We start from the raw sequence: 26,271 nt of genomic DNA, 5'->3' as shown, positions 1-26,271 counted from the left end.
TTTCAGTATAGTCACGTTTTGTGTCCTTCTTGTGAACTCATCGTGAAATCCAATTAAAAAAATACACTTATCTAACATTGTAGACAAAAAAAGTATTTTTTGTACATTTTACCTTCAAAAGAGAGTATAAAATTACCATTTCCCTAGGCTAAATTACACAAATCGTTCTAGATTATTCTTCAAATTTATAACCAACTCGAATAACAGTACCGATATGCTTCGCTTTATCTCCTAGCTTATTTCGAAGTTTTTTAATATGGGTATCAACCGTTCGGTCATCACCGTAATAGTCATATCCCCATAACTGGTCTAATAAATGTTGACGTGATAACACAATTCCTTTGTTCTCCATTAAATACACAAGAAGTTCAAATTCTTTATGTGTCAATATAATTTCTTCTCCATCTACTAAAACAGTTCTAGATAGACGATTCACTTCTATTCCAGCTAAAGACATAGCATTTTCTTCCGCTACTCCTACCGCACCATCCGCACGTTTCAATAACGTCTTTGCACGAGCTACTAATACTTTCGGGCTAAATGGTTTCGTTACATACTCGTCTGCACCTAATTCGAAACCTAGCAATGTATCATCCTCATCCGAACGTGCTGTCAACATAATAATTGGTACTGCTGATTCTTTTCTAATTCTTCTACAAACAGACCATCCATCTATTTCCGGTAACATAATATCTAACATAATTAAATCAATTTCATGCTCTGCAAATAACTCTAACGCTTTTTTTCCATCTTCTGCTTCGATTACTTCAAAGCCTTCATTACGAAAATAATCACTAACAATTTCACGTAATCTTCTTTCATCTTCAACAAGCAATACCGTTTTGTTCATATAATCTATCCCGCCTTTTTACTCTTTCAATCGAATAATACGTTGATTGGAGCTTCCGCGAAATGGAAGTGTTAAATCTTTTTCCTCAATTTCAAACCTTCCATCGACTAAAACATCCCCATAATGTAACAACTCTATCATATCATTATTTTGAGAACTCTGTATCTCTTCTAACGTATAACCTGTATACATCCATAGGTTTTTTTTCAAATCTTTCACGATTTTTGCTACCTTTTTCACTTCAGCAGCTTGAAAAAATGGATCTCCACCTGAAAATGTTACATCAGTTAATGGATTACTTGCAATCTCTTTCACAATTTCTTCTACTGTCATTTCCGTTCCGTTGCAAATATTCCACGATTTCGGATTGTGGCAACCAACGCAACGATGCGGACAGCCCGCAAAAAACACGACTGTCCGCAACCCTTCTCCATCTACTACACTATCATGAATAATATTCATCACTTTCATTTATGTTTCACCCGATCTATCTCTTCACTACGTTTCGCACTATTCCACTTCGACATATCTCCTACAAGATAGCCTGTTATACGGCGAATTCTTTCTATATTAGCCTCATCTTCATTCCCGCAACTTGGACATTCATTCCCAATAACCCCGTGATAACTACAGCACTTACAACGGTCAACAGGATGATTAATTGAACCGTATCCAACGCCATGTTCTGCCATGGCTTGTACAATTTGTTTTAATGCCTTTTTGTTATGCATTGCTGCTCCGTCTAGTTCAATATAAGTAATATGTCCCCCGTTACATAGAGCATGAAACGGGCCTTCTAAACGGATTTTATTTATCGCTTGAATGTTATAATAAACTGGAATATGGAATGAATTCGTATAGTAATTATGGTTCGTTATACCGCTAATCACGCCAAATTCTTTTCTATCTTTTTTCACAAACTTCCCTGATAATCCTTCTGCTGGAGTTGCAATTACTGAGAAATTCAGTTGATGTTCTTCTGTCGCTTTATCCATTCTATCTCTCATAAAGGAAATAATTTCATACCCAAGTTTCCATGATTCTTCATCTTCCCCATGATGCTTTCCTGTTAAAGCTACTAAACATTCCGCAAGACCGATAAAACCAATACTTAACGTCCCTTGTTTTAAAATCGAGGCTACGGAGTCTTCAGGCTGCAACGTTTCTCCACCACGCCATACACCTTGTGAATATAAAAACTGAAAATCTCTTGCTCGCTTCGTACATTGATACGCAAATCTTTCTAATAACTGCTTAATTCCTAAATCTAAATAATAGTTTAGCGCTTCAAAAAACGCTTCTTTTGAACCACTAATTAACGCTAATTTCACTAAATTAATAGACGTAAATGATAAATTCCCTCTACCAATCGCTGTTTCTTCTCCATGTATATTAGACATAACACGGGTACGACATCCCATGTAACATACTTCACTTTCTGGTCTTCCATCATAATGTACTGCATTAAACGGAGCATCTAAAAATGAAAAGTTAGGGAACAATCGTTCAGCCGTTGTCTCTAATGCTAATTCAAATAAATCGTAGTTCGGATCACTTTCTTCAAAATTCACACCTTTTTTCATCTTGAAAATTTGAATCGGAAAAATCGGTGTCTCCCCTTTACCAAGTCCAGCTTGTGTCGCTTTTAAAAGTTGTTTAATTAACATTCTTCCTTCTTTTGATGTATCTGTTCCATAATTAATAGAAATAAACGGTACTTGTCCTCCGCCCCTACTATGCATACTATTCGAATTATGAACGAAAGCCTCACACGCTTGATACGTATCATTTTCCGTTTCTTCCCATGCAAATTCTTCTATTTGTTCTTTCGTAAGCGGATATGATTGTAATCGTTTTTTATGTCTCTCAATTGTTTTTCGTACATAAGGTGCTAAATCAATATCAAAGAGTGCAAACGATTGACCACCATGCTGCATATTTTGATTCGCTTGAAAAATAATAGACGAAAGAGCCAATGCACTTTTAATGTCTTGCGGTTGTCTCATATGTCCATGTCCAGTATGAAAACCATTAGCAAGCATTTGCGCTAACGGAATTTGTGAACAAGTCGTCGTTCCTGTTGCATAAAAATCTAAATCATGTGGATATAATATATTTTCATTTATGGCTTTTTTCACTTGATCTGACAATAAATTCTCAACAGCATAATATTTTGCACTCTCAGATGCGAACGTTCCCATTACGCCCATTGGAGAGCGGCCGTCTACATTTGCATTTTCTTGCATCAAATCTTGTTCATTGCCGTGGACTATTGTCTCAAACACTTTCATTAATTCTTCTTCTCCACGTGTATTATTTTGTAACATTTATAACCCTCCACCAATATGTTGTTATCTTTTGATTAAAATGTTACTACATATAGTCTTACTGTTTCTGTGAGAAATGTAACATTACTGTGAAATTTTTTTCACGAAATAATGAATTTTTCATTTACAAAAAAGAAATGTGCTCTTTACAAATGTATGGTACAATATACGGGAAAAACTCTTTTTACCCTTTATCAACACATTTGAATAAAGGAGACTGAACTTATGGTTACTACATATCTTTTATTTATCGTTGCCTACTTACTTGGCTCGATTCCATTTGCACTAGTTGTTGGAAAAATCGGCTACGGAATCGATATTCGTGAGCACGGGAGCGGTAATCTAGGCGGAACAAACACATTCCGCACATTAGGGAAAAAAGCAGGTTTTACCGTTACAATTGCTGACATTTTAAAAGGGACATTAGCAACAAGTCTACCAATGATTTTCGGGTTAGATATTCATCCACTATGGTTCGGGTTAGCGGCTGTTCTTGGACATGTCTATCCAATCTTCGCGAAATTCCGCGGTGGTAAAGCAGTTGCAACTTCTGCTGGGGTGCTATTATGCTATTCACCAGTTGTTTTTGCAATATTGGCTGTTGTATTTTTCACCCTTTTATTTACAACAAGATACGTATCACTTTCTTCTATGGTAACAGCAGTTGTTGCTGTTATTGCATCCATTGTTAGCGGGGATAAAATCTTCATTATTGCGATGTGTTTATTAGCAGGTATGGTTATTTATAAACACCGTGCAAATATCGGACGAATTATAAATAAAACTGAACCAAAAGCAAACTTTTCAAAAAAGCAAAAATAAGATCGTAACCCACATAACGCAAAAAGAAAACGTGAAGCATATTAATAGCGTCTTTTTGCGTTATTTTTTATACTAAAGAAAAAGCAACATAATTTGGAGGAACTATACATGAATCTTTCCGTAACAAAAGAAGCAGCACAATGGTATAAAACTGAATTAAACTTACAATCAAATGAAACACTACGCTTTTTCGTACAATACGGTGGTTGCAGTACTGTGCAAAAAGGACTTTCTTTAGGTATTCGTAAAGATGATCCTGCACATCCTGCTGTTCAAATTCAAGAAGAAGGTATTAATTTCTTTATTGAAGGCGATGATGAATGGTTCTTCGATGGACATAATTTATCTGTTACACTTAACGAAGGTGACGACTTCCCACAATTTAATTATGAAAAATAAAAAAACGTGGCTTCTGCCACGCTTTTTTATTTTTTCTTAATTTCCTCATATTTCGCATACCACTCAGGATACAACTTTTTAAATGATACAGGGCGGAACCCTTCTTTTTTCGCACAAATATTCGTTGTGCTTGCAGTAATACACAGTTCACCATCACCATTATATATTTCATATCCATATACAACGCGAAGTGGGCTCACAGTATCTACCCATGTTTTTACGATTGCTTTTTCTCCGTAACGCATCGCTTTACGGTATGAAATTTGTAAATCTAACACAGGAGAAATAATTCCTTCTTTCTCCATTTCAACATATGAAAAACCTAAATCTTGTATAAGTTTCGTGCGACCTAACTCAAGCCACACTAAGTAGTTTGAATGGTAAACAACACCCATTTGATCTGTTTCCGCATAACGGATTTCAACTTCATGTTCTGCTACAAACATATGTATTCGCCTTCTTTCACTTCTGCTACCTTGCATACATTTAATCATAATACAGTGACATCAAAAATAAAATAAAAATAGTGAATCTTTTCCCGAAAGGAGCCAGCATATGATTCAAATTGTAACGGTTCGTAGTGGTGATAGCGTATATAGCTTGGCATCAAAATATGGATCAACACCTGACGAAATAGTAAAAGACAATGGATTAAATCCAGCTGAAACGCTCGTTGTTGGTCAGGCACTTATCGTTAATACGAAAGGGAATAATTATTATGTACAGCCTGGTGACAGCCTATATCGAATTTCTCAAACATATAATGTCCCCCTCGCTAGTTTAGCTAAAGTTAATAATTTATCTTTAAAATCTATTCTCCATGTCGGACAACAATTATATGTACCAAAAGGCACAAAACGAGCTGTAGAATCCATCGCTTATTTACAACCTTCAACTATACCGATTAAAGAGAGTTTAGTTAATGCGACACGCGCCATCAATCCATTTTTAACATACTTAGCCTATTTTAGTTTTGAGGCAAAAAGAGATGGCACATTAAAAGAACCTACTGAAACAGCTAAAATTGCTAATATTGCAACGCAAGGTAAAACAATCCCTATGCTCGTTATTACAAATATTGAAAATGGTAATTTCAGTGCCGATCTAACATCAGTTATTTTACGCGACGCAACGATTCAAAACAAATTTATTACTAACATTTTGCAAACAGCTCAAAAATATGGCATGCGAGACATTCATTTCGATTTCGAGAGTGTAGCACCTGAAGACCGCGAGGCGTATAATCGCTTTTTACGAAATGTAAAAACACGCTTACCTAGCGGGTACACATTGAGCACAACTCTCGTACCGAAAACAAGTTCAAATCAAAAGGGAAAATTTTTCGAAGCTCACGATTATAAAGCGCAAGGGCAAATTGTTGATTTCGTCGTCATTATGACATATGACTGGGGATGGCAAGGCGGTCCACCGATGGCGATTTCTCCTATCGGTCCAGTGAAAGAAGTACTTCAATATGCAAAATCTCAAATGCCTCCACAAAAAATTATGATGGGGCAAAATTTATACGGGTTTGATTGGAAGCTTCCATTTAAACAAGGAAATCCACCCGCAAAAGCAATTAGCTCTGTCGCAGCTGTTGCACTAGCTCGTAAATATAATGTCCCTATTCGTTATGATTTCACAGCCCAAGCTCCTCATTTTAATTATTTTGATGAAAACGGCGTGCAACACGAAGTTTGGTTTGAAGATTCACGGTCTGTTCAAAGTAAATTCAATTTAATGAAAGAACAAGGTATAGGTGGTATTAGTTACTGGAAAATCGGTTTACCATTCCCACAAAATTGGCGTTTACTCGTTGAAAATTTTACGATTACGAAAAAGGGCTGACAAAAGTCAGCCCTTTTTGTACATTTTGTTAAGATTCATCTTTGATTTCACTTTTTAATGAGTCAATACTTTCTAAACGTCTTTGATTTTTTGCTTCAATAGCAGCACGATCTTTTTCATTAGAAAGTTCCGCTGTTTCTTTTGCTTCATTAAAGTTATCAACTGTATTTTGCACCATTTCTTGTAACTTTTCAGCGTTGTCACTTCGATTATCTGGATTTGGCATGTACTTCCCTCCTAATATTGTATATACACACCATCTTAAATTACCTATCTTTCCTCAAATTTATACATAAAAAAGGAGAATGTAATATTCTCCTTTTCTTTAACCATTATCAACAATCGGTTGTTTACCTGTTTGATCTTGCATTTGCTTTCCTTTATTTCCACCAGCTTTTTTTGATTGTGTTCCAATATGATTCGGTGCAAAGTCTTTTGAATTTTTTTTCGGATTACCCATTACTATCGCCTCCTTAACACTAGTATCGTACTAGTGTTAAGAATTATTCAGCTTGCTTAAAAAGTTTCATTTCATAACGTTTTTCAATGCGCTCTTCAATGCGATCAATTGCCTCACGATCGCTTAATAATTGTTGTTTATTTTCATTTACAAGTTCTTCAAACGATTTACGGCGACTTCTTCTCATGTTGTTCACCCTCTCTCCTTCGCTTTCTTATTACATAGTATGAGCAAACAAAAAACTCTTTAATCAGATTTGCAAGAAAATTTTATGTTTTAGTACTCCTAAAAAAACTCCGTGTACAATATATTGCACACGGAGTTTTTCATACCATAATATTTAAATACTCTTTCAACTTTTCATCTGCATTCATTTCATTTTCTTTATAATCATGAAGCGCCTGTAATACAAAATCATACTGTTCTAAAATATAACTTTCTAATCTCATAACATCCTCTAAGCTATTAAGCATAATTCTCGTATTACCAACTTCACTTTTTAACGCTGGTTCACATTTTAAGCTTGTACATATTTCTTTCACATCTTCTTCTAATATCTCTGTTAATACATATTTCTTTCGCCCTTTTACCTTTACTCTCATAACTGGATAAAAAGCTTTTATATCTAAATAACTTCCTACGTTCATACAACGTAGCCATTCTACATTCCGTTTATTACATGCAAGTATTTCTTTCACCGCTTCATATACCGCAGTTTCATCAAGCATAGCCTTATTTACTTTTCGTTTCCCTTCTTCTTCAATAGCTACACACTTTTGATAAACAGCAGCACACGTAATGCAATCGTCAAATGCATTATGAGAGCTTAAACGAATTCCAAGCATTCGTTTTAACGTTTCAAGTTTATGATTAGGCGCATGCTTCATGTATTTCTTCGCTAAAAATACAGTATCAATTACTTTATTTTTAGGTTCAGGCAACCCAAGCATATTTACATTACTTTTCAAAAAGCGCATATCAAAAGAAGCATTATGGGCCACAATAACATTTGTATGTAAAAATGCTAAAAATAAAGGTAACACTTCTTCAATCGTCGGTGCATCTGAAACGCGATAATTAGTAATACCTGTTAAACTCGTTATTCGGTCCGGAATTGGCCGCTCTGGATTCACGTATGAAACAAATTGATCTACTAATTCATGATTACGATATTTCACTGCTGCAACTTGAATAATTTTATCATTATAAGGGTTAAATCCTGTTGTTTCAAAATCAATTACAACATAATCTAACGGTAAGGATACATTCCCCACTCCATACACTCCTTTATCTCTAAACGGTTATATTTCTTACATCATATCATGAAGTGATTACTACTTGAAAAAGAAAAGGCAGAAATGGGAACTCTCCACCTCTACCTTTTCACCATTATTTTAATTTAGCAACTCTTTTCTCCATCTCTTTTTGTGTCATCGGCCCAATAAACTTATCTTGAATGACACCTTTTGTATCTATAAAATACGAAGTTGGAATCGTAATTACTTTATACGCTGTTGTCACATCAATGTTCTTGTCCAATAAAACAGGAAAAGTAATTCCTTTTTCTTTAATAAAATTGCTTACCTTCTCTTCCCCCCCACCTTTTTCTGAAGGCGTATAATTGACCGCTAAAATTTCTACGTTCTCTTTATGTTCTTTATAGAAAGCCTCCATATCAGGCATTTCTTGTTGGCAAGGTCCACACCACGTTGCCCAAAAGTTTAAAATCACTTTCTTTCCTTTTAAATCTGATAGCTTTACATTCGTTCCATCTAACTTCGTTAATTCGAAGTCTGGCGCACTCTTCCCTATTTCAATACCATTCCTTGCGATAATCTCTTTCATCGCAGCTTCACTTTTTTCTTGCTTCACTTTTACCGCCTGCTCTTTATTACCAAACTGTTCATAAGCTGCATATCCCGCTAAACAAAGTAACACTACAATAATCGTAAGCTTCCGCCACATTTTATATCACCCTAACGTATTATCTTCTTTTAACACATTCATCAAAATACTATATACCTTATTTTAGCTTATACGGACAAGCTTGGAAATATTCAGAGTCGAAATAATTAGAATATTCTCATTTGAAGTGTAATCTTTTCCTTTTTATCATATAATTAGAAAAACAGATGAAGTGTTGTTTATCTTCTTATGGGCCCATTCACCTTTTTACTTTCGTAGTTATATAAACTTCAACAAAAGGGGGATTTTTTATGAATTCATTCGAAAAAATAACATTATATATTCTTAGTTTTCTTTTATACCCAATCGGTATTATTACATGGATCATTTCACTCTTTAGTAACGATCTTGAAAAAAAGAAAGTAGGGCGTATTTGTCTTTACATCTCTCTAGTCTCATTCGTCCTTTTCTTAATCCTTGGAATTGCAACTTTCCTTATGACTGCTACTTTTAACGTAGATCTAAATCATTCAGAATCTATCCAATATCAAATAAATGATGTTGAATAAAGATAAGGGCACTGCTCTTATCTTTATTCACATCTCTTTCAAAATGAATGACTATTTATTAATTTTTCAGGACTTCCACATGCAACAATACTTCCTTCTCTCATTATGACAACACGATCCGCTAGTATCACTTTCTCTACATCATGTGTTGCCACAATTCTCGTTACATCTATTCCCAGTCCTTCAATCATATTCCAAACAGTTTCTTGATTACTCGGATCTAACCCCGCAGTCGGTTCATCTAAAATAATAAGATTCGGATTTGAACCAATTGCTCGTAATAATGCAAGACGTTTTCTTTCGCCTCCTGAAAACTCTTCACCGCTTTTATGTAGCACAGTTTGACTCCCTTCAGGTAACCCTCTAATAATCGGCGTTACATTTATAAGTTCACTATTTTTTTCTAACTGATTTTCTAAACACTCTTCCCCGAAATACATATTCTCTGTTACCGTCGTTCGGAAAAAACGTGGTTCTTGCCACACTGTAGTCATACGAGCTTCATTACCATAATAAGCAATGCTACCGTTAGATGGTTTATACAAGCCCGTTATTAACTTTAAAAGCGTTGTTTTTCCTGCACCGCTTTCTCCCGCAATAATAACGAGTTCACCAGGACGAATTTGCAAATCAATATTATGAATTCTGCATTTCTCTTCGTCATTCTCCTGAAATGAAACATTTGTTATCCTGATACCCATCGCTCTTTCTACATTGTTATCTGCTGCTCGTTTATTTAAAAAGCAAAAAGTTCTATTTGCCGAAGCGACTGCAACTTGTGTCATTATTAATAAATCGCCCACATAACGGACAGGGAAAAAGAGCATCTCAATTGTCGCTAACACTGCAATGAGTGAACCAACTTCTATTTCTCCCCTCATTATTTTTTGTGCACCTATAATGAGAACAAGGATATATGCTCCTGTTTCAATCACCGTTCCAACTACTCCAATACAATGTTGCATCATCGTCTTCTTTACTTCCGATTTATACGATTGTGCCGTTACTCTTTTAAATAAGCGAATTGCCCATTTTTCTTTTTGTAAACTCCGCAAATCTTGTATCCCCTTTACAAACTGTGACACCATCTCTACAACACTTGAGTGATTTTTTTGAGCAACGCTTGCAATATCTCTTACCTTTTCTCCCATCAGTATTGGAACAATTGTACTTAAAAATAAAAACGGAGTTACCCACAATATAAACTGTATATCTATATGTTGTAGTGCTATGAAAGCTCCAATAAATTGGGCAATAGCGTGTATATATTCTATTAATATAGAGCCATATAATCTGACCCAGTTCGGAATATCAGACACGACCAAAGTTTCTAACTCTCCTTGCTTAATCTTCTCACTCTCTTCAAACGGTAATGAGAAATAGTGACGCAATAATTCTATACGTTTCGTTTGTAATATACGTTGACTCGCTTTTGAACTTATATAATCAAATAAAAGATTGTTCGCCCACATTAAAAAGCGACTACCCGCAAACAAAGCTATATAAATACGCACCTTTTAGCTCTCTTTGAATAAGATTGTCTACAATTAATCCCATGAAAATTGGGCGTGATAAGTTTAAAATGGCAGCAATTATCCCACTACATACAGCTGCTATTACTAATATTTTCTCTTGTCGTAACGGCAACAATATTCTTTTATACTCTGTCATGACGTTTCCTCCATTTTTATAGTAAAAAGAAAGGGATGAAACCAAATGGTTTCATCCCTTTCCATAAAATAAGGAAGCTAACTATTGTTAGCTTCCTTATTGTTCATTTCAATTATTTAGTTCGACACTTTTGATTCTTCAATTTTCTCACGAAGAACCATTTGCAGAATACCACCGTGACGGTAGTAATCAATTTCAACTTCACTATCGAAACGAGCTACTACTTCAAATTGTTTTTCGTTGCCATCTAAATCAGTTGCAACTACTTTTACAAGATCACGTGGTCTAACTGATTTGTCGATTTGAATTTCAAATGACTCGTTACCAACAAGACCTAACGTTTCAGCACTTTCGCCATCTTTAAATTGAAGTGGTAATACACCCATTAACACTAAGTTACTGCGGTGAATACGTTCGAAGCTTTCTGCGATTACTGCTTTAATACCTAATAAGTTAGTACCTTTCGCAGCCCAGTCACGAGAACTTCCCATACCATAATCTTTACCAGCAACAACTAGAAGACCTGTGCCATCTTCTTTATATTTCATAGCAGCATCATAGATTGATGTTACTTCACCAGTCGGCCAGTATGTTGTATATCCGCCTTCTGTTCCTGGTGCAATTTGGTTTTTAATACGGATGTTCGCGAATGTACCACGCATCATAACTTCATGGTTACCACGACGAGAACCGTAAGAGTTAAAGTCAACTGGTTGTACGCCGTTTTCTAATAAGTAACGTCCAGCTGGTGTGTGCTTACCGATTGAACCTGCTGGTGAAATGTGGTCTGTCGTTACAGAGTCACCAAATTTACCAACTACACGTAAGCCTGATAACGTTTCAACTTCACCTGGTTCTTTAGATAAACCTTCAAAGAATGGTGGGTTTTGAATGTATGTTGAATCATTATCCCAAGTATATAAAGCTTCGTTTGAAGTTTGGATTTCATTCCAACGCTCATTGCTGTTAAATACTTGTGCATATTCTTTCTTGAACAGTTCAGATGTAACAACGCTTTGAACTACATCTTCAATTTCTTTAGCTGATGGCCAAATATCGTTGAAGTAAACAGCATTGCCATTTGCATCTTTACCGATTTCATCATTTTTCAGGTCAATATCAACAGTACCTGCAAGTGCATATGCCACAACAAGTGGTGGTGATGCTAAGTAGTTTGCTTTTACAAGTGGATGAATACGACCTTCAAAGTTACGGTTACCAGATAAAACAGATGTTACTAGTAAGTCGTTTGCTGCGATTGCTTCTTCTAATTCTGGCGCTAATGGACCAGAGTTACCGATACAAGTCGTACAGCCGTAACCAACTGTTTGGAAACCTAATTGATCTAAATATGTTGTTAAACCAGACTTATCTAAGTACTCTGTAACAACTTTAGATCCTGGTGCTAATGATGTTTTTACATACTCAGGTACTACAAGTCCTTTTTCAATTGCTTTCTTCGCAACTAGACCTGCTCCAATTAATACGTATGGGTTTGATGTATTTGTACAGCTTGTAATTGCTGCGATTGCAATTGCACCTGTTTTCATCGTTACTTCTTTATCTTCTAATGTAACCTTCACTTCTTTATCGAACTCTTGCTCATTAAATCCAAGTCCTTGTGTTCCAACTGGTGCTACAACAGCTTTGTGGAACGCATCTTTCATATCTGAAAGTGGAATTAAATCTTGTGGGCGTTTCGGTCCAGAAAGGTTAGATTCAATTGTATTTAAATCAATTTCAACAAGATCAGTATAGATTGGATCTTTACTGTCTGCTGTATAGAATAAACCGTTCGCTTTACAGTATTCTTCAACAACGCGAATTTGTTCTTCATCTCTACCTGTTAAACGTAAGTATTCTAATGAAATATCATCGATTGGGAAGAATCCACAAGTTGCGCCGTATTCTGGTGCCATATTTGAAATTGTTGCACGGTCAGCTAAAGGCATGCTCTTTAGTCCATTACCGAAGAACTCAACAAATTTACCAACTACACCTTTTTGACGTAATACTTGTGTTACTTTTAATGCAACGTCTGTCGCTGTAGTACCACTTGGAAGTGTACCAGTTAATTTCACACCGATTACTTCAGGTACTGGGAAGTATGAAGGCTGTCCAAGCATTCCTGCTTCTGCTTCAATACCACCAACGCCCCATCCAAGAACGCCGATACCGTTAATCATTGTTGTATGTGAGTCTGTTCCAACTAATGAATCTGGGTATGCAACTAAGTCACCTTCAGCATTTTTCACAGCATGAACAACTGGTGCTAAATATTCAAGGTTTACTTGGTGTACAATACCTGTAGCTGGTGGAACCGCACGGTAGTTATCAAATGATTTTTGTGCCCAGCTTAAAAATTTATAACGTTCTTCATTACGTTTAAACTCTAAGTCCATGTTGAATGCAAGCGCGTCTGCCGTACCCGCTCTATCAACCTGTACAGAGTGGTCAATTACAAGGTCTACAGTAATTTCAGGATTAATTTTGTCAGGATCTCCGCCCATGTCTGCCATTGCTTTACGAAGCGAAGCCAAATCAACAACAGCTGGAACACCAGTGAAATCTTGTAAAATTACACGAGATGGTTTAAATGGAACATCGATATCTTGAACATCTTTCGTTCCCCATTTCGCTAAATTTGTAACATGCTCTTCTGTGATTACACGTCCGTCTACTTGACGAAGTACTGATTCAAGTAAAACTTTCACGGAATATGGTAATTGAGATACGTTGCCAACCCCTGCATTTTCAAGCGCTTTCAAATCATAATAATGATACGTTTTTCCATCTACTTCAAAAGTTGCACGTGATTGAAATGGATTATGTTTGACCATTATGTTTCCCCCCTGTTAAACGTGACTAAGTTGTCTGAATATAAAATGTAGACAAACTTTTCAATACCTTACGATAATATCTTATTACAACTTTCTAAATAAGTAAATAATAAGAAACTTATAGATTATCATAAGTTTTCTTTATGTTTCTAAATTTGAATAGCTTTCATACTCCTTATGAATACTATTATCATAAAGTAAAGTGCTCTATCAGCGGTTTACTTACAGTTCATACATACTATGAACTGCTCATCATTCAACATACAAAAAATGTTATAGAGGTGAAATAAAATGGGTAAAAGAAAAGCAAATCATACTATTTCAGGAATGAATGCTGCATCTGCACAAGGACAAGGAACTGGTTACAATGAAGAATTTGCAAACGAGCCTTTAACTCCAGCAGAGCGACAAAATAATAAGAAACGTAAAAAGAACCAGTAAAGAAAAATCCCAAAAGGTCTATTTTCCTTTTGGGATTTTTTCTAATGTTTATAACGTAGTAATTCCGAAACCGTTACAAATCGATAGCCCTGCTTTTTCAGCTCAGGTAAAATTTTTGCTAGTGCCGCTACCGTTTGACTACGATCATTTCCTCCATCATGTAACAATACAATATCGCCACTTTTAGCATTTTTCACTACATGATTTACAATGGATTCAACCCCTGGATTTGCCCAATCACGTGGATCTTGATGCCACGACCATAGAACAGTTTGATAACCAGCTTCTTTCGCTGTTTTAAATACAGCGTCGTTAATATATCCGCCAGGAGGACGGAATAACAAAGGTTCTTTCACCCATTTTTCAAAAAATTTCTTTCCATCTAAAATATCATTTTCTAATTTTTCATCTGATGAATTACTCGCATACAAATGATTCATCGTATGATTTCCAATTTCATGTCCCTCTTTTAACACTTGTTTCACTAAATATGGATTGCGCTGAACTCGAAATCCAATCATAAAAAATGTCGCTTCAGCCTTATATTGACGTAATAAATCTAAAACTTGTGGTGTATACGTTGGATCTGGTCCATCATCAAATGTAATTGCAATAATTTTTTCATTATTAGGTACTTCCCATGTTACATAACCAGTTGGTTCTAACTCTTTTCTGAGCAACATTTTCGCTTCCACTTTTTCCACTTGAAATATATGTACTGCACATAGCAAAGAAAAAACTAATAGAAAAATTTTCTGTTTTAGCATAACGTTTACTAAAGCAGCAAGGTTGTCGAATAAACAACAACCTCATTTACTTTTCTAATCGATCTACATTTCGCATTATATTTTGGAGATTATTTTCATATTGCTCAAGTTGTGGACGTTGTGTTTCTGAAGCTACCTCTAGTGCATTTTGAATTTGTTCATATGCTTCCTGAACCTCTTGGCGTAATTCTTTTAAATCATGACCGTAGTTTGGATCATTTTTCACAATGTTGTTAAATGCATTTTCTGCTTGTGTAACGCCTTGCTGCGCTGCTTGAAACGCTTGTTGTTTATCTTTATGATATGGCATTATATAATCCCCTTTCTGTAATAGTTAGTCCCAATTATCTTTACCTTTTTTTCTAAAAACATTCTCGTATAAATTTGCAAACTTCTCTCATTCTAAAGAGGAAGAGGAGGTGTCACATACAATGGGAAAAAACAATCGTGAAGCGAAAGAAAAAAAAGGACAACCTGAACCATTAAGCGGATCTCATAAAGTAAAAAACCGGAACCATTCACGCCAAAAACATCATGCGCATCATGATATGTAAAACAAAAAGTGCACACTAGCTATCTTTTCCACATACAATGTTTATATTTTTCCATTTATTCTTCACCCCTAATTCATTCATGCATAACATAGTATGAATTGAGATTTTACGGAGGGTGTCTTACATGGGCAAGAAAAAGAAGGATTGTCTTTTTCATGTTGATGGTTTCGAAGAATGGATGGATCAATTTTGTTCTGACTCTTGTAGTAACTTTAGTTTCCCAAATCAAATTCATATTGATCTTTGCGAAACGGAACAAGAATACATTTTGGAAACAGATGTACCAAATGTAACTGAACAAAATGTAGTCATTAAAAAGATGAAGACAGGCCTAACCATTTGCATACTTCATAATAATATTTCTTTACAGCGGATCATTCCTTTACCCGATAATATTATTTATAAGAAGATGCTAGCCTGCTTAGAAAATGGATATTTAGCCATTCATATTTCCAAAAATGAAGTTGCTGATAAGCATGAAAAGAAAGTTCTTTTTTCAAATTAAGAGTTAATATAATACACACTAAGCCCCAGTTGGTTACTGGGGCTTATGTTATTTCGCATGCATTTCTATATTAGAATTTCTATCATATCTTTTTTTCGATAAACCTTTTGTAACTAAAAGCACAGGAAATGCCACAGTTGAAAATATAGCTAGTGCTGAAAATACTGCAAACCCATTTTGGTACCCGTAGTAATCGAGAAGTACTCCTCCAAACCACGGACCTATTACTGCTCCAATTCCCGAAAAACCCATCGCACCGAAGTATGTTCCTTTTAGATGCGCAACAGCAATATCATCAATAAATACATCCGTCATCGAAAACATTAAGACTTCTCCAATTGTAAAAATAATTGTACAAACGGCAGCACCTAGCATAGATTCTACTATTCCAAAGCCAAATAATCCCCCGCTCACAAATAAAGTCCCAACCATAATGGATGTTAACGGTGTATACTTTTTGCACATTTGAATAACAGGGTATTGGATAATCACTACAACAATTGCATTTAAAGCGAGCATATATGAGAATAGCTTCACCCCATCCTCAAATATATGTGCATTTGCAAAATATTGAGATACTGTCGTCGTTAAATGTGAAAAACCGCAATTACTCAAAATAATACCGACTAAAGCAACTAAAAATACTATATCTTTTCGCAATATACGCATTGCATTTAACATTGTAACAGGTTTTTCTGTACTCACTTTCTTTTTTTCCATTGGATACTTCTTAAATTGGAACGCTAATATAGCTGTATATAGAATATATACCCCAGCTGCTACTAAAAAAGGAATTGTTGATTTTGCACTTCCAATCTGTAATCCAACAATTGGTCCAATAGCAACTCCAACATTTATTGCACCGTATCGTAAGTTATAGACGAGTAACCGATACTCAGGCTTTGTTAAATCTGATAATAATGCTCTTGATGTTGGCTCAAAAAACGACCTACATAATCCATTTAAAGCGTTTAATAAAAAGAAACTTAAAACATGATCCGCAAGTGAAAAACCTATAAACACAAAAATCCAAACGATCATGGACCAGAGCATAATTGTTTTCCGGCCAAATCGATCTGATAAATTCCCTCCGATAAAACTAGCAAAAACACCAACAAGTGCACTCGTTCCGATAATAGCACCAGTCATTCCAGCTGATACACCTTTAACAGTCGTTAAATAAATCGCTAAAAAAGGGATACTCATTGAAGTTGCAAACCTAGCAAACAATGTCCCTAAAATAATACTCATTCCAAGCGGATGAATATGCTGTAGCTTCCCCTTCATCGTTAAACCTACTCTCTCTATTTTCACAAAAAAAAGAAAGCAAAGGATCTGCTTTCTTTTCCTTTTTCTATACTTGAGCTGTTGATACCCGAGTTGTTCTCGTTATGTCCATATCAATTCCATATGTGAACTGTAATTCTTTACACACATCTTTAATTAAGATTGCGACATTATACTTTTCATTAAATTGTAAAACTATGTTTTCTACTTCTTCATATGTATACTTATATTCCCCTGTAATGACACTTTTTAGATCAAAGCATTCGTTAATACAAAGTTGTACAAGTAGCTGGTCATATTTCTCTATTACATCTTCTTTCTTCCAAAGTAACTCTTTTACATATAACCGATCAAACTTCACACTTTCTCGATTACAATCCGTTAAAATCCGGGTCATTTCATTTAATTCTCGATATAATTCAGAAATATTTCTGCTTAAACTAAGCAGTTTATCTACGCCGTTTTCATATAACATATTCATTCCACCCCCGCATTTTCTTTTTCTTATTATAGCAAGAAAATTCTAAAAATAGTTTCTTTCTTCTGAAATATTAGGAAACTAATTTCAATTGCTTTACAATGAAACTAGTTAATGCGAGAGGAGAAAGAAAATTGGAGCACAAATTATATTACACTGACGCTTATAAGCAAGACTTTACTACTAAAATTATAAAGCAAGATTATGATAAAGACGGTAACTTATACGTTGTTTTGAATGAAACAGCATTTTATCCGACAGGTGGCGGACAACCATATGATACTGGTACATTAAATGATATCAATGTAATCAATGTAGAAGAGATAAACGGAGAAATTCGTCACTACATTGCAGAACAATTACATACAGAAGACGTAGAAGGTAAAATCAATTGGGAGCGCCGTTTTGATCATATGCAACAACATGCAGCTCAGCACATTTTATCTGCTGCTTTTTGGGACCATTTTAACATGCCTACAATTGGATTCCATCTTGGTAAAGAAACAGTAACAATTGATTTAGAAACAGAAAATCTTCATGCAGAAACGGTTGAAAAAGCAATACAAATTGCAAACAAAATTGTTTTTGAAAACCATCCAATCCGCATCCAGTGGATGAACTTAGAAGAAGCGAAAAGGTTGCCCCTTCGTAAAGAACCGACTATGACAGAAAATATACGCGTTGTTATGATCGAAAACTTTGACTACAACGGCTGTGGTGGAACGCATCCGAAACGAACTGGTGAAGTTGGTCCTATTCAAGTACTAGGATGGGAGCGCAATAAAGGTGGTATACGCTTAACGTTTATCGCTGGTTGGCGTACACTTAAATTAATGGGACAACAGCAACAAATTATGAAAAATGTTTCTAAACAATTAAACAGTAGCGAAACTGATATTCCAGCAAAAGTGGCGCAACTGCTTACTTCTCAAAAAGAAAACGAAAAAGCAATACAAACAATGAATGAAAAATTATTATTTGCAGAGGCAAATGAACTACTTCAACACCCTACGGAAATACATGCCGGCATACTTATTTCTAAAGTATTTACAAATCGTTCTATGCAAGAAATCGCAAAGCTTCCCGCTATTATTACAGAACAACAAGAGCATGCAATTACGTATTTCGTCATCGAAAATGATGACAAACTACAATGTATTCTCGCTTGCGGAAAATCAGTATCGCTCGATATGAATGCTCTTTTAAAAGATGCTCTTCCTACAATCGAAGGAAAAGGTGGCGGAAATAAAAAGAGTGCCCGCGGTGGCGGGAAAGCAATTATGAGTGGAGATGAATTTTTAAATCAGCTTGTTTCTTCTTTACAGTCAGCAGTTTAAAACATGTTATGAAGGATAGCGAAAGGCTATCCTTCCCCTATATTTACAGACCTATATTTTGTTTCAAACCTTGATAACTCCCTGCATTTACAAAACCTTCACTTATAAGATTGATAAAAGTTTCCGAAAAACCATAATGACTTAAATCTTTAATCGGCACCATTTGCACATCATGAATTGGATTATGATCAAACTCGTTAGAAGGTAGCATAATTTCACCTTCAATCCTTTTAAGCAAAAACGTTATATGTAATAAAGACGGGCGAGTATCTGGTTTATCACAAACATAGAGTAGCTTCTGAATGTTAACTTCTAACCCTGTCTCTTCTCTCATTTCTCGAATCATTGCTTCCTCTAACGTTTCGCCATTCTCCACTCTTCCTCCAGGTAAAGACCAATTCCTATTAGCAACTTTTTGCTTTACTAGCAATAATTTTTCACCTTCAATTAAAATTCCCGTAACACGAACTTGCATTACATTTTCCATATGTAATCTCCTCTTCCCATTATATTTACAAATTAACCCTTCCATAAAAAGAACATACGTTTTATAATTAAAGAAAATTATGGAAGAAAGTAGTTGTTACATTCATGCGTCCACCTTTAACAAAGTCTATATCAATTGAAGATTTCCAAAACTATTATTGGTTAAAAGCAGAACTCCAAACATTTTGTCGTGAGAATGGGTTGCCAGCTAGTGGCTCTAAGATCGAAATAACCGAGCGTATCTCACATTATTTAACTACTGGTAAAATATTAAAAAACAGCTCTGTTCAAAAGGTGAGTAAAGCTTCCCTATCCTATAAAGACCTTTCTCTTCAAACGATTATTACTAACAATCACCGCTGTAGCGAAGAGGTTCGTGCTTTTTTCAAAGAAAAAATCGGAGCAAACTTCCGCTTTACAGTAGCTCTTCAAAAGTTTTTTAAAGACAATGTTGGAAAAACATATGAAGACGCGGTAGCTTTTTGGCATGAAGAAAACAAACGAAAAAAAGACCCTGCATACAAAACAACTATCGGTGCACAATTTGAATACAATCGCTTTACTCGTGACTTTTTCGAAGATCCAAATAATAAAGGGAAAGCAAAAGCTGATGCGATTGCTGCTTGGAACGAAATGAAAGCGAAACCTGGTAGTAATGTTTATGTTCCTCAAAAAGTAGAAAACTAGTTACCTCGCTAGTCTTCTACTTTCTCAAATAATAGCGCAATCCCTATCCCGCCTCCAATTCCTAATGTAGCAATTCCATATTTCACAGACTCTCTTTGTGCCTGATAAAACAAACGTGTTACAAGCATAGCACCAGATGCGCCGTACGGATGACCGAGCGCAATTGCTCCACCATTTACATTTACTTTTTCGTACGGAATTTGTAACTCTTTTGCGCAAGCAACAACTTTTGAGGCGAATGCTTCATTTATTTCAAAATAATCGATGTCCTCTACTTTTACATTCATTTCGTTTAATAATTTGTTCACCGCAAATATCGGACCAGTCCCTGGAAGATTAGGATCCACTCCCACTACAGCACTACGAACGAAACGAAGGACAGGTTTATACCCTAACTTTCGGGCTTGTCCCTCTTCCATTACAAGAACAGCACATGCCCCATCATTTACACCACATGAATTACCTGCCGTCACTGTTCCATTTTGTAAAAATGCGGGCTTTGTTCTTTTAATGATTCGTTCATAATTCATTTCTGGCTTTATAGATTCATCTAATAATCCATTAAAAGAAAATATTTCATCATGTATATATCCTTTTTCTAACGCTTGCAGTGTCCGCTTATAACTAAGACAAGCATACTCGTCTTGCATTTCTCTCGTTATATTATAACGCTCCGCAACATATTCAGCCGCTACTCCCATGTCAGGATCACCAATTGTTTCAGGTGAAAATCGTGCTCTTTTTTGAAAAGGTGACGTACTTGTACTCTCTACTCCCCCGGCGATATAACACTTACCTGCCCCGCCTTGAATGAGATGACACGCAGTTCGAATTGCTTCTAAACCAGCACCACATTGCCGATCAATCGTTACACCAGGAATATGATAGCCAAGTCCCGCCTCTAAAGCAGATAGTCTCGCAACATTCCCTCCTGGCCCAACAACATTACCTAATATGACATCATCTATTTCCCTCTCAATCCCTTTACTTAAAAACGTAAGAAGCGGCGTTGTTAATTGCTGAACTTCATACTCTTTTAACATCCCATTCTTCTTACCGATAGGTGTTCTTTTCGCCTCTACAATAACTGCTCTATTCATATATTTTCTCCCGGTTTTCAATCATACTTTTTGCTTCCATACGAGCGATTTTCCCACTATTTGTATAAGGTATTCCATCTACAAAATGCCATTCTTTCGGTATTTTAAACGAGGATAATCGTTGTAAGCAAAAACTCTTTAATTGTTGTTTTGTAGCACTTCCTTTTACGATCGCGACCGGCTTTTCACCCCAGTAACTATCTTTCACACCAATTACAACTATTTCATCAACAGCTGGGTGTTCATGTAATACACTTTCTATTTCTTCTGGATAAATATTGATTCCTCCAAATAAAATCATATTCTTCTCTCTACCAACAATATATATGAAGCCTTCTTCATCTTCATAGCCTACATCTCGCACTGTCATCCAGCCTTCTGCATTCAACTCCCGTGTTAAAACCCCATCTATTATGTATCCCATAAAAAACTGATCACTTTTCACATAAACAGTTCCTATTTCACCTTTTTGTACTTCTTCGCCTGCTTCATTACATATTCGAACTTGCACATTATGACAAGGTTTTCCTACTGAATTTGGCCTTCTTTCGCTTTCTGCATCGACTAGTGCTGTTACAAAACTTAACTCTGATGCACCATAAAATTCATATCTTGTCGCATAAGGAAATATATTCTTTATTTTTTCTTTCGCTTCAGCTTCCCATTTCGCTCCTGACGAAATAATTTTCACTTTATTTTCTATTAATCTACTTTCTTTATATAAAGATTCAAGCATTGTTGGAACTGTATACATAACTGATATATTTTCAGTTTCTAACTTATCTAATACTTGATTTGGAAAGAACTTTCTCATAATGTGCACTGTTTGTCCTACATATAATGCACTTATTGCCCCGTATAAGAAAAGAGAATGAACGAGCGTCCCAACTATTAAAATCGAATCCTCCCTTTTCATATGAAAGTCATGTACATTACAATCAAAACTATGAACCCACGATTGTTGTGCACGTAAAAATGCTTTTGCTGTTCCTGTTGATCCTGATGTAAATCCCATATAAAAAGGAGCATGTTGTACACTTTCTACAATGGAATATGTAGGAAGATATTTCTCTATCATTCTTTTCCACTCATCAATTTCAATTACTCTTCCTTCTTCATCCAATAGATCATTCACCTTATATCGTTCTGTCACAATCATATCCGGATTACTAATTTCAATTCTTTCTCTGAGCTCATCTTGTTTCCACTTTATATCTAACGGAACACAAACCCACCCGGCCATAGCGGCACCAGAAAATAGTTGTAAAAACTCTATACGATTTTCTAATAGGATTGCTATCGTTTTATTCTTCGATTTTTTTTCATTTAACCAGCTTGCTACTTTACAAACTGATTCGAACCACTCTTCATATGTTAAAACTCTATCATTTTCCTTTATCGCTATTTTATTTGGTTGTAGAGAGGCATGCTTTTTATATTCTTTTGTAATCCCCATATGAGACGTCCTTTCTTTACAAAAATAATAAAAAGAAACACGCAATGAACGTGTTTCTTCCCTTTATCATCCCGCATTTGTATATTTTCCATTCTTTAAAGCGGGCGTAATAATATGTTTCAATGAACGATGTAATTTTGTTACGAGAACTGCCGCAATAATTGCTTTTATACAATCCCCTGGTAAAAACACAGCACTCACTTTCATTATCTCCCATACAGAAACATCCATTAAGAACGCTTGTACAGTAATACCAAATACATAAACTACGAAAATACCACCAATTATATTAATACATAATACTTTTATAATAGAAACTTCACGTAAACGCTCAATTAAATAACCAATAACAAACGCCCCAATGATGTAACCAAGTAAATATCCTGCACTTGGTCCAACAAATACACCAAGGCCACCACGTCCACCAGCAAGCAATGGTGCTCCAACTCCTACAATAAGTAAGAAAATAAGCTGACTTAACGCACCTAGACGTGATCCTAACAACCCACCCGCAAGCATAACACCGAGTGATTGCAATGTAATTGGAACTGGTGTAATAGAAAGAGCAATCGGAGGTATTAACCCTAACACTCCCATAATAGAACTAAATAAAGCGACGAAAACTAAATTTTTTGTATTCATATTTGCTTCTCCTATTTGTAAACTTAAAATTGTTTTTAGATAACATATCACAAAAATTATATTATCTTTCCACCCCTCTTTTGTCAACCGTTAATGTATTAGAGTTTACAAATAGAAGTTCACTTATTTCTCTCTATGCAAATGCTCCAGTTCTTTCCGAAGCGCCTGTTTTAAAAACTTCCCAACAGATGTTTTCGGTATTTCTTCCATAAAGACAATATCGTCTGGCAACCACCACTTCGCAAACTGTGGTTTTAAAAACTCATATATTTCTTCTTTTGTAACCGTACTATTTTTCTTTTGAACAACGCAGGCAATTGGTCGCTCTTGCCACTGAGGGTGAGGAACTGCAACGACAGCCGCTTCAAATATAGCATCATGTGCCATTAAAGCATTTTCAAGATCGACCGAAGAAATCCATTCTCCCCCGCTTTTAATAACATCCTTCGTACGGTCAACAATTTTCACGCAACCTTCCTCATCCACTGTGACAACATCACCAGTATATAACCATCCATCGCGAAAACCTTCGACAGTACGATCATCGTTATAATAGCTTTCAGCGATCCAAGGTGCTCGTAAACATAATTCTCCCATCTCAGTACCATCCCACTTCACGTCACCATTTGTACCGACTACTTTCATCTCGACACCAGGTACAAGATATCCTTGTTTAGAGCGAATTTCTAGTTGCTCTTCATACGATACTTCCGTTTCATAACTTTTTAAACGCGCAAGTGTTACGAGTGGACTCGTTTCAGTCATACCATATGCATGTATGAACGGAACATTATGTTTCTGTTCAAATGCTTTAATAACACTTTTCGGCGCAGCTGCACCTCCGCATAGTATTCTCGTCATACTAGATAAATCGTAACTATTATTTTCTAACTCTTGTAATACGCCGAGCCAAATTGTCGGCACACCCGCAGCTAACGTCACTTTTTCTGATTGAATCATCTCTAATAAAATTTTCGGAGTAAACATCGGTCCTGGAAGAACTTGTTTTGACCCAAACCAAGTAGCTGCGAAAGGAAGTCCCCAAGCGTTCACATGGAACATCGGTACAATCGCCATTGCAGCATCACTTTCCGATAAAGCAGCTGTATCCGCTAAACCGAGTGCCATACAGTGTAATACAGTACTACGATGCGTATATACAACACCTTTCGGATTTCCTGTAGTCGCTGACGTATAACACATACCAGCTGGTGTATTTTCATCAATATCTTTTACAAATTGGAAATTTGGATCGCCTTCTTCTAATAGCTTTTCATAATGATATACAGGCTTCAGCGTAGTGTTTGGGAGTTCATCTTTATCAGTCATAATAATGTAAGCTTGTACAGTTGATAATTGTGATTGAATATTTTCAACAAGCGGTACGAGATCTTCATCTATAAGTAGAGTTCGGTCTTCTGCGTGCTGAATAATATATGAAATATGTTGAGGAGATAAACGAATGTTAATTGTGTGCAAAACAGAAGCAATACCTGGAATAGCAAAATACGCTTCCACATGCCGATGATGGTTCCACGCTAACGTTCCTACACGTTCACCTTCTTTAATTCCAAGCTTTTTCAACGCACTGGAGAGTCTTCTCGTCCTTTCCCCTAACTGCTTATACGTTAACGTTGTAACTGTATCATGCGTCCGTGAAACAATTTCTTTCTTCGAAAACAGTTTCTCTGCTCTTTCCATCATAGAACTAATTGTTAGCGGTACATTCATCATCATATTGGTTATGTCCCCCTTTAAAACGTTTTCATTTTTTGTTCATTATAACAGACTTCTACAAATAATTACGACATTTTTCTGTATTTTCTGAATTATTTCTTTGGAAATAATTCAGAACGATAAAAAACATGTTTTGAATACATTGATTCGAAACATGTTTTTTATTTTTTATAAACTATCTACCTTTTTCCTTACTTTCTTTTTCAATTTAAAAATATAACGATTACTGTATTCCTTATTTTCTACTAAAATCCGATACGTCTCTAACACCCCTAACACACGAACAAAAAGATAAACTCCGATAGCAATAAGTACAACACAATAAGGATAATACTGTACGAGTTCTCCTGAAGTAATTCGTTTTTTCTCAAATAAAAACGGTATCGCTCCTGCTGCAATAAAACAAAATCCAACGATCACTACTGCCGTATACTTCTTTTTAATAGTCGCATATCTTTTGGTCAATTCTTTTAGAAAGTTTTGATCAAATAGTAGTTCTTCCTTTTTCAATACATTGTATCGACTCTCTTCTATCGTTACAGGTGCCATCATTGCTCCGATCCCAAGCACTGCAATGATAATGACAAGAAACGTAGACATTGTTGCATTTTCTTTAAATAATAAGTACGGTATTGTAGATAAAATAAGCAAGCTAAATCCTAATGCAATATATTTAGAAATTTTTTGTCCATACACTACATACCCTTCTGCCATTTCCTTACTTACATAATAACCATTTTCCTTTTCGTAACTTTGCTCAGCAGTTTCTTTTAATAAATAGTCAAGTGATACTTCAAATACATTTCCAATCATTATTAGCTTTTCAGTTTCAGGAAAACCTTGACCGTTTTCCCATTTACTAACCGCTTGCCTTGTTGTGTTTAATTTTTCAGCTAATGCTTCTTGAGAAAGGCCCTTTTCCTTTCTTAATTTAAAAAGCTTTTCACCAAATCCCATATGTGTGTCCCCCTTTGTTTTCTTACCTAAATTGTATGTAAACATTGCCTTTATCTCTATCTTCCCGCGGTTGCACTTTGTCAACTTACGGTTGCGATTGTGTTATATAGCGGTTTTTTCTATACTTAGAACGTTAATAAAAATAG

General features: G+C 35.7%; 29 protein-coding genes and 1 pseudogene. 9 read left to right on the top strand and 21 right to left on the bottom strand.

The annotated features are described in order from the left end of the window. Positions 1 to 172: 172 nt before the first annotated feature. The 3 genes from ACTFP3_RS08935 to ACTFP3_RS08925 are packed head-to-tail and all read right to left on the bottom strand — an operon-like array spanning position 173 to position 3,177. Positions 173 to 850 (bottom strand): response regulator transcription factor, encoded by a 678-nt coding sequence (locus ACTFP3_RS08935; protein WP_001044679.1) that lies wholly within the window; start codon positions 848 to 850, stop codon positions 173 to 175. 18 nt (positions 851 to 868) lie between these two features. Continuing rightward, positions 869 to 1,321, bottom strand: a complete 453-nt coding sequence (gene nrdG, locus ACTFP3_RS08930; RefSeq protein ID WP_000867076.1) for an anaerobic ribonucleoside-triphosphate reductase activating protein — start codon at positions 1,319 to 1,321, stop codon at positions 869 to 871. After that, positions 1,318 to 3,177, bottom strand: a complete 1,860-nt coding sequence (locus ACTFP3_RS08925) for an anaerobic ribonucleoside triphosphate reductase (RefSeq protein ID WP_000940063.1) — start codon at positions 3,175 to 3,177, stop codon at positions 1,318 to 1,320. Before ACTFP3_RS08925 ends, nrdG begins: the two co-directional genes overlap by 4 nt. Before the next feature lie 225 nt (positions 3,178 to 3,402). On the opposite strand from ACTFP3_RS08925, the gene plsY reads away from it, so the two are divergent. Together plsY and ACTFP3_RS08915 are read left to right on the top strand one after the other, a co-directional pair. Then, a complete protein-coding gene (plsY, locus tag ACTFP3_RS08920; RefSeq protein ID WP_000258974.1) occupies positions 3,403 to 3,999 on the top strand; it encodes a glycerol-3-phosphate 1-O-acyltransferase PlsY in 597 nt (198 codons plus the stop codon). Positions 4,000 to 4,107: 108 nt separating this feature from the next. Beyond that, positions 4,108 to 4,398, top strand: a complete 291-nt coding sequence (locus ACTFP3_RS08915) for a HesB/YadR/YfhF family protein (protein ID WP_001054455.1) — start codon at positions 4,108 to 4,110, stop codon at positions 4,396 to 4,398. A 26-nt stretch (positions 4,399 to 4,424) separates the two neighbouring features. Here the strand turns inward: ACTFP3_RS08915 and ACTFP3_RS08910 are convergent, their stop codons facing one another. Beyond that, positions 4,425 to 4,844: an acyl-CoA thioesterase gene (locus ACTFP3_RS08910; RefSeq protein ID WP_000495812.1), complete on the bottom strand. Its 420-nt coding sequence runs from the start codon at positions 4,842 to 4,844 to the stop codon at positions 4,425 to 4,427. 109 nt (positions 4,845 to 4,953) lie between these two features. On the opposite strand from ACTFP3_RS08910, the gene ACTFP3_RS08905 reads away from it, so the two are divergent. Continuing rightward, on the top strand, positions 4,954 to 6,246 hold the full coding sequence (locus ACTFP3_RS08905) for a glycosyl hydrolase family 18 protein (protein ID WP_000614858.1): 1,293 nt from the start codon (positions 4,954 to 4,956) through the stop codon (positions 6,244 to 6,246). Positions 6,247 to 6,274: 28 nt separating this feature from the next. Here ACTFP3_RS08905 and tlp read toward each other — a convergent pair whose 3' ends face one another. From tlp to ACTFP3_RS08880, 5 genes are all read right to left on the bottom strand, one after another. Beyond that, positions 6,275 to 6,472, bottom strand: a complete 198-nt coding sequence (gene tlp, locus ACTFP3_RS08900; protein WP_001133511.1) for a small acid-soluble spore protein Tlp — start codon at positions 6,470 to 6,472, stop codon at positions 6,275 to 6,277. A 99-nt stretch (positions 6,473 to 6,571) separates the two neighbouring features. Beyond that, complete coding sequence (sspN, locus tag ACTFP3_RS08895) at positions 6,572 to 6,706, bottom strand: acid-soluble spore protein SspN (protein ID WP_000527987.1); 135 nt, start codon at positions 6,704 to 6,706, stop codon at positions 6,572 to 6,574. Between the two features lie 43 nt (positions 6,707 to 6,749). Continuing rightward, positions 6,750 to 6,893: an FbpB family small basic protein gene (locus ACTFP3_RS08890; RefSeq protein WP_001254703.1), complete on the bottom strand. Its 144-nt coding sequence runs from the start codon at positions 6,891 to 6,893 to the stop codon at positions 6,750 to 6,752. Between the two features lie 139 nt (positions 6,894 to 7,032). After that, positions 7,033 to 7,980 carry a 3'-5' exonuclease gene (locus ACTFP3_RS08885; RefSeq protein WP_000528764.1) on the bottom strand — a complete coding sequence of 316 codons (948 nt, stop codon included), beginning with the start codon at positions 7,978 to 7,980 and terminating at the stop codon, positions 7,033 to 7,035. Positions 7,981 to 8,095: 115 nt separating this feature from the next. Beyond that, complete coding sequence (locus tag ACTFP3_RS08880) at positions 8,096 to 8,671, bottom strand: redoxin domain-containing protein (RefSeq protein WP_000269085.1); 576 nt, start codon at positions 8,669 to 8,671, stop codon at positions 8,096 to 8,098. Positions 8,672 to 8,922: 251 nt separating this feature from the next. Here ACTFP3_RS08880 and ACTFP3_RS08875 point away from each other — a divergent pair, with 251 nt between their 5' ends. Then, positions 8,923 to 9,180 carry a hypothetical protein gene (locus tag ACTFP3_RS08875; protein WP_001083876.1) on the top strand — a complete coding sequence of 86 codons (258 nt, stop codon included), beginning with the start codon at positions 8,923 to 8,925 and terminating at the stop codon, positions 9,178 to 9,180. A 38-nt stretch (positions 9,181 to 9,218) separates the two neighbouring features. Here the strand turns inward: ACTFP3_RS08875 and ACTFP3_RS08870 are convergent. Together ACTFP3_RS08870 and acnA are read right to left on the bottom strand one after the other, a co-directional pair. Continuing rightward, positions 9,219 to 10,851: pseudogene (locus ACTFP3_RS08870) on the bottom strand (ABC transporter ATP-binding protein). A gap of 116 nt (positions 10,852 to 10,967) precedes the next feature. Further along, positions 10,968 to 13,691: an aconitate hydratase AcnA gene (gene acnA / locus ACTFP3_RS08865; protein WP_000238564.1), complete on the bottom strand. Its 2,724-nt coding sequence runs from the start codon at positions 13,689 to 13,691 to the stop codon at positions 10,968 to 10,970. 291 nt (positions 13,692 to 13,982) lie between these two features. Here acnA and sspO point away from each other — a divergent pair, with 291 nt between their 5' ends. Next, the gene (gene sspO, locus ACTFP3_RS08860) at positions 13,983 to 14,132 is read left to right on the top strand and encodes an acid-soluble spore protein SspO (RefSeq protein WP_000518057.1); all 150 of its coding nucleotides are present in this window, start codon (positions 13,983 to 13,985) and stop codon (positions 14,130 to 14,132) included. Between the two features lie 41 nt (positions 14,133 to 14,173). Here the strand turns inward: sspO and pdaB are convergent, their stop codons facing one another. Continuing rightward, positions 14,174 to 14,899 carry a polysaccharide deacetylase family sporulation protein PdaB gene (gene pdaB / locus ACTFP3_RS08855; protein ID WP_061665781.1) on the bottom strand — a complete coding sequence of 242 codons (726 nt, stop codon included), beginning with the start codon at positions 14,897 to 14,899 and terminating at the stop codon, positions 14,174 to 14,176. Positions 14,900 to 14,945: 46 nt separating this feature from the next. Then, positions 14,946 to 15,209: a hypothetical protein gene (locus tag ACTFP3_RS08850; RefSeq protein WP_001146296.1), complete on the bottom strand. Its 264-nt coding sequence runs from the start codon at positions 15,207 to 15,209 to the stop codon at positions 14,946 to 14,948. A gap of 121 nt (positions 15,210 to 15,330) precedes the next feature. On the opposite strand from ACTFP3_RS08850, the gene ACTFP3_RS08845 reads away from it, so the two are divergent. Both ACTFP3_RS08845 and ACTFP3_RS08840 read left to right on the top strand, forming a co-directional pair. Beyond that, positions 15,331 to 15,453 (top strand): small acid-soluble spore protein P, encoded by a 123-nt coding sequence (locus ACTFP3_RS08845; RefSeq protein ID WP_000517649.1) that lies wholly within the window; start codon positions 15,331 to 15,333, stop codon positions 15,451 to 15,453. A gap of 124 nt (positions 15,454 to 15,577) precedes the next feature. Next, positions 15,578 to 15,958: an Hsp20 family protein gene (locus ACTFP3_RS08840; protein WP_000516748.1), complete on the top strand. Its 381-nt coding sequence runs from the start codon at positions 15,578 to 15,580 to the stop codon at positions 15,956 to 15,958. A gap of 48 nt (positions 15,959 to 16,006) precedes the next feature. Here the strand turns inward: ACTFP3_RS08840 and ACTFP3_RS08835 are convergent, their stop codons facing one another. Then, a complete protein-coding gene (locus tag ACTFP3_RS08835) occupies positions 16,007 to 17,245 on the bottom strand; it encodes an MDR family MFS transporter (RefSeq protein WP_000676812.1) in 1,239 nt (412 codons plus the stop codon). A gap of 67 nt (positions 17,246 to 17,312) precedes the next feature. Continuing rightward, a complete protein-coding gene (locus ACTFP3_RS08830; protein ID WP_000965149.1) occupies positions 17,313 to 17,720 on the bottom strand; it encodes a hypothetical protein in 408 nt (135 codons plus the stop codon). A 137-nt stretch (positions 17,721 to 17,857) separates the two neighbouring features. Here ACTFP3_RS08830 and ACTFP3_RS08825 point away from each other — a divergent pair, with 137 nt between their 5' ends. Beyond that, positions 17,858 to 19,060: an alanyl-tRNA editing protein gene (locus ACTFP3_RS08825; RefSeq protein ID WP_440010090.1), complete on the top strand. Its 1,203-nt coding sequence runs from the start codon at positions 17,858 to 17,860 to the stop codon at positions 19,058 to 19,060. A gap of 43 nt (positions 19,061 to 19,103) precedes the next feature. On the opposite strand, the gene ACTFP3_RS08820 is transcribed toward ACTFP3_RS08825, so the two are convergent. Next, entirely contained in the window at positions 19,104 to 19,547 is a 444-nt protein-coding gene (locus tag ACTFP3_RS08820; RefSeq protein WP_000432584.1) for an NUDIX hydrolase, read from the bottom strand. Between the two features lie 104 nt (positions 19,548 to 19,651). On the opposite strand from ACTFP3_RS08820, the gene ACTFP3_RS08815 reads away from it, so the two are divergent. Further along, entirely contained in the window at positions 19,652 to 20,233 is a 582-nt protein-coding gene (locus ACTFP3_RS08815; protein WP_001247730.1) for a DUF6434 domain-containing protein, read from the top strand. 8 nt (positions 20,234 to 20,241) lie between these two features. On the opposite strand, the gene ACTFP3_RS08810 is transcribed toward ACTFP3_RS08815, so the two are convergent. From ACTFP3_RS08810 to ACTFP3_RS08790, 5 genes are all read right to left on the bottom strand, one after another. Next, the gene (locus tag ACTFP3_RS08810; RefSeq protein WP_242283355.1) at positions 20,242 to 21,333 is read right to left on the bottom strand and encodes an acetyl-CoA C-acyltransferase; all 1,092 of its coding nucleotides are present in this window, start codon (positions 21,331 to 21,333) and stop codon (positions 20,242 to 20,244) included. Then, positions 21,326 to 22,789 carry an acyl-CoA synthetase gene (locus ACTFP3_RS08805; RefSeq protein WP_440010085.1) on the bottom strand — a complete coding sequence of 488 codons (1,464 nt, stop codon included), beginning with the start codon at positions 22,787 to 22,789 and terminating at the stop codon, positions 21,326 to 21,328. Before ACTFP3_RS08805 ends, ACTFP3_RS08810 begins: the two co-directional genes overlap by 8 nt. A gap of 66 nt (positions 22,790 to 22,855) precedes the next feature. Continuing rightward, complete coding sequence (locus tag ACTFP3_RS08800) at positions 22,856 to 23,431, bottom strand: biotin transporter BioY (RefSeq protein WP_001093333.1); 576 nt, start codon at positions 23,429 to 23,431, stop codon at positions 22,856 to 22,858. A gap of 123 nt (positions 23,432 to 23,554) precedes the next feature. Further along, positions 23,555 to 25,168, bottom strand: a complete 1,614-nt coding sequence (locus ACTFP3_RS08795) for a long-chain fatty acid--CoA ligase (protein WP_326036433.1) — start codon at positions 25,166 to 25,168, stop codon at positions 23,555 to 23,557. Between the two features lie 168 nt (positions 25,169 to 25,336). Continuing rightward, positions 25,337 to 26,125: a helix-turn-helix domain-containing protein gene (locus ACTFP3_RS08790; protein WP_326036434.1), complete on the bottom strand. Its 789-nt coding sequence runs from the start codon at positions 26,123 to 26,125 to the stop codon at positions 25,337 to 25,339. Positions 26,126 to 26,271 lie beyond the last annotated feature (146 nt).

This window comes from Bacillus cereus group sp. MYBK5-2 (assembly GCF_051915685.1).
In the GTDB taxonomy this organism is placed as follows: Bacteria; Bacillota; Bacilli; order Bacillales; family Bacillaceae_G; genus Bacillus_A; species Bacillus_A cereus.
The sequence above is the reverse complement of the archived record's forward strand: the minus strand, read 5'-3'. Positions and strand labels throughout refer to the sequence as shown.

What these genes read in the sequence shown, in the direction of transcription:
- ACTFP3_RS08925 (WP_000940063.1), bottom strand. Translation starts at nt 3,177, where the DNA reads ATGTTACAAAATAATACACGTGGAGAAGAAGAATTAATGAAAGTGTTT.
- ACTFP3_RS08790 (WP_326036434.1), bottom strand. Translation starts at nt 26,125, where the DNA reads ATGGGATTTGGTGAAAAGCTTTTTAAATTAAGAAAGGAAAAGGGCCTT.
- ACTFP3_RS08795 (WP_326036433.1), bottom strand. Translation starts at nt 25,168, where the DNA reads ATGATGATGAATGTACCGCTAACAATTAGTTCTATGATGGAAAGAGCA.
- sspN (WP_000527987.1), bottom strand. Translation starts at nt 6,706, where the DNA reads ATGGGTAATCCGAAAAAAAATTCAAAAGACTTTGCACCGAATCATATT.
- ACTFP3_RS08835 (WP_000676812.1), bottom strand. Translation starts at nt 17,245, where the DNA reads ATGAAGGGGAAGCTACAGCATATTCATCCGCTTGGAATGAGTATTATT.
- ACTFP3_RS08810 (WP_242283355.1), bottom strand. Translation starts at nt 21,333, where the DNA reads ATGAATAGAGCAGTTATTGTAGAGGCGAAAAGAACACCTATCGGTAAG.
- ACTFP3_RS08850 (WP_001146296.1), bottom strand. Translation starts at nt 15,209, where the DNA reads ATGCCATATCATAAAGATAAACAACAAGCGTTTCAAGCAGCGCAGCAA.
- ACTFP3_RS08880 (WP_000269085.1), bottom strand. Translation starts at nt 8,671, where the DNA reads ATGTGGCGGAAGCTTACGATTATTGTAGTGTTACTTTGTTTAGCGGGA.
- ACTFP3_RS08815 (WP_001247730.1), top strand. Translation starts at nt 19,652, where the DNA reads ATGCGTCCACCTTTAACAAAGTCTATATCAATTGAAGATTTCCAAAAC.
- ACTFP3_RS08935 (WP_001044679.1), bottom strand. Translation starts at nt 850, where the DNA reads ATGAACAAAACGGTATTGCTTGTTGAAGATGAAAGAAGATTACGTGAA.
- ACTFP3_RS08890 (WP_001254703.1), bottom strand. Translation starts at nt 6,893, where the DNA reads ATGAGAAGAAGTCGCCGTAAATCGTTTGAAGAACTTGTAAATGAAAAT.
- ACTFP3_RS08905 (WP_000614858.1), top strand. Translation starts at nt 4,954, where the DNA reads ATGATTCAAATTGTAACGGTTCGTAGTGGTGATAGCGTATATAGCTTG.
- pdaB (WP_061665781.1), bottom strand. Translation starts at nt 14,899, where the DNA reads ATGCTAAAACAGAAAATTTTTCTATTAGTTTTTTCTTTGCTATGTGCA.
- plsY (WP_000258974.1), top strand. Translation starts at nt 3,403, where the DNA reads ATGGTTACTACATATCTTTTATTTATCGTTGCCTACTTACTTGGCTCG.
- ACTFP3_RS08800 (WP_001093333.1), bottom strand. Translation starts at nt 23,431, where the DNA reads ATGAATACAAAAAATTTAGTTTTCGTCGCTTTATTTAGTTCTATTATG.
- ACTFP3_RS08845 (WP_000517649.1), top strand. Translation starts at nt 15,331, where the DNA reads ATGGGAAAAAACAATCGTGAAGCGAAAGAAAAAAAAGGACAACCTGAA.
- ACTFP3_RS08820 (WP_000432584.1), bottom strand. Translation starts at nt 19,547, where the DNA reads ATGGAAAATGTAATGCAAGTTCGTGTTACGGGAATTTTAATTGAAGGT.
- acnA (WP_000238564.1), bottom strand. Translation starts at nt 13,691, where the DNA reads ATGGTCAAACATAATCCATTTCAATCACGTGCAACTTTTGAAGTAGAT.
- sspO (WP_000518057.1), top strand. Translation starts at nt 13,983, where the DNA reads ATGGGTAAAAGAAAAGCAAATCATACTATTTCAGGAATGAATGCTGCA.
- ACTFP3_RS08915 (WP_001054455.1), top strand. Translation starts at nt 4,108, where the DNA reads ATGAATCTTTCCGTAACAAAAGAAGCAGCACAATGGTATAAAACTGAA.
- nrdG (WP_000867076.1), bottom strand. Translation starts at nt 1,321, where the DNA reads ATGAAAGTGATGAATATTATTCATGATAGTGTAGTAGATGGAGAAGGG.
- ACTFP3_RS08875 (WP_001083876.1), top strand. Translation starts at nt 8,923, where the DNA reads ATGAATTCATTCGAAAAAATAACATTATATATTCTTAGTTTTCTTTTA.
- ACTFP3_RS08830 (WP_000965149.1), bottom strand. Translation starts at nt 17,720, where the DNA reads ATGTTATATGAAAACGGCGTAGATAAACTGCTTAGTTTAAGCAGAAAT.
- ACTFP3_RS08840 (WP_000516748.1), top strand. Translation starts at nt 15,578, where the DNA reads ATGGGCAAGAAAAAGAAGGATTGTCTTTTTCATGTTGATGGTTTCGAA.
- tlp (WP_001133511.1), bottom strand. Translation starts at nt 6,472, where the DNA reads ATGCCAAATCCAGATAATCGAAGTGACAACGCTGAAAAGTTACAAGAA.
- ACTFP3_RS08910 (WP_000495812.1), bottom strand. Translation starts at nt 4,844, where the DNA reads ATGTTTGTAGCAGAACATGAAGTTGAAATCCGTTATGCGGAAACAGAT.
- ACTFP3_RS08805 (WP_440010085.1), bottom strand. Translation starts at nt 22,789, where the DNA reads ATGGGGATTACAAAAGAATATAAAAAGCATGCCTCTCTACAACCAAAT.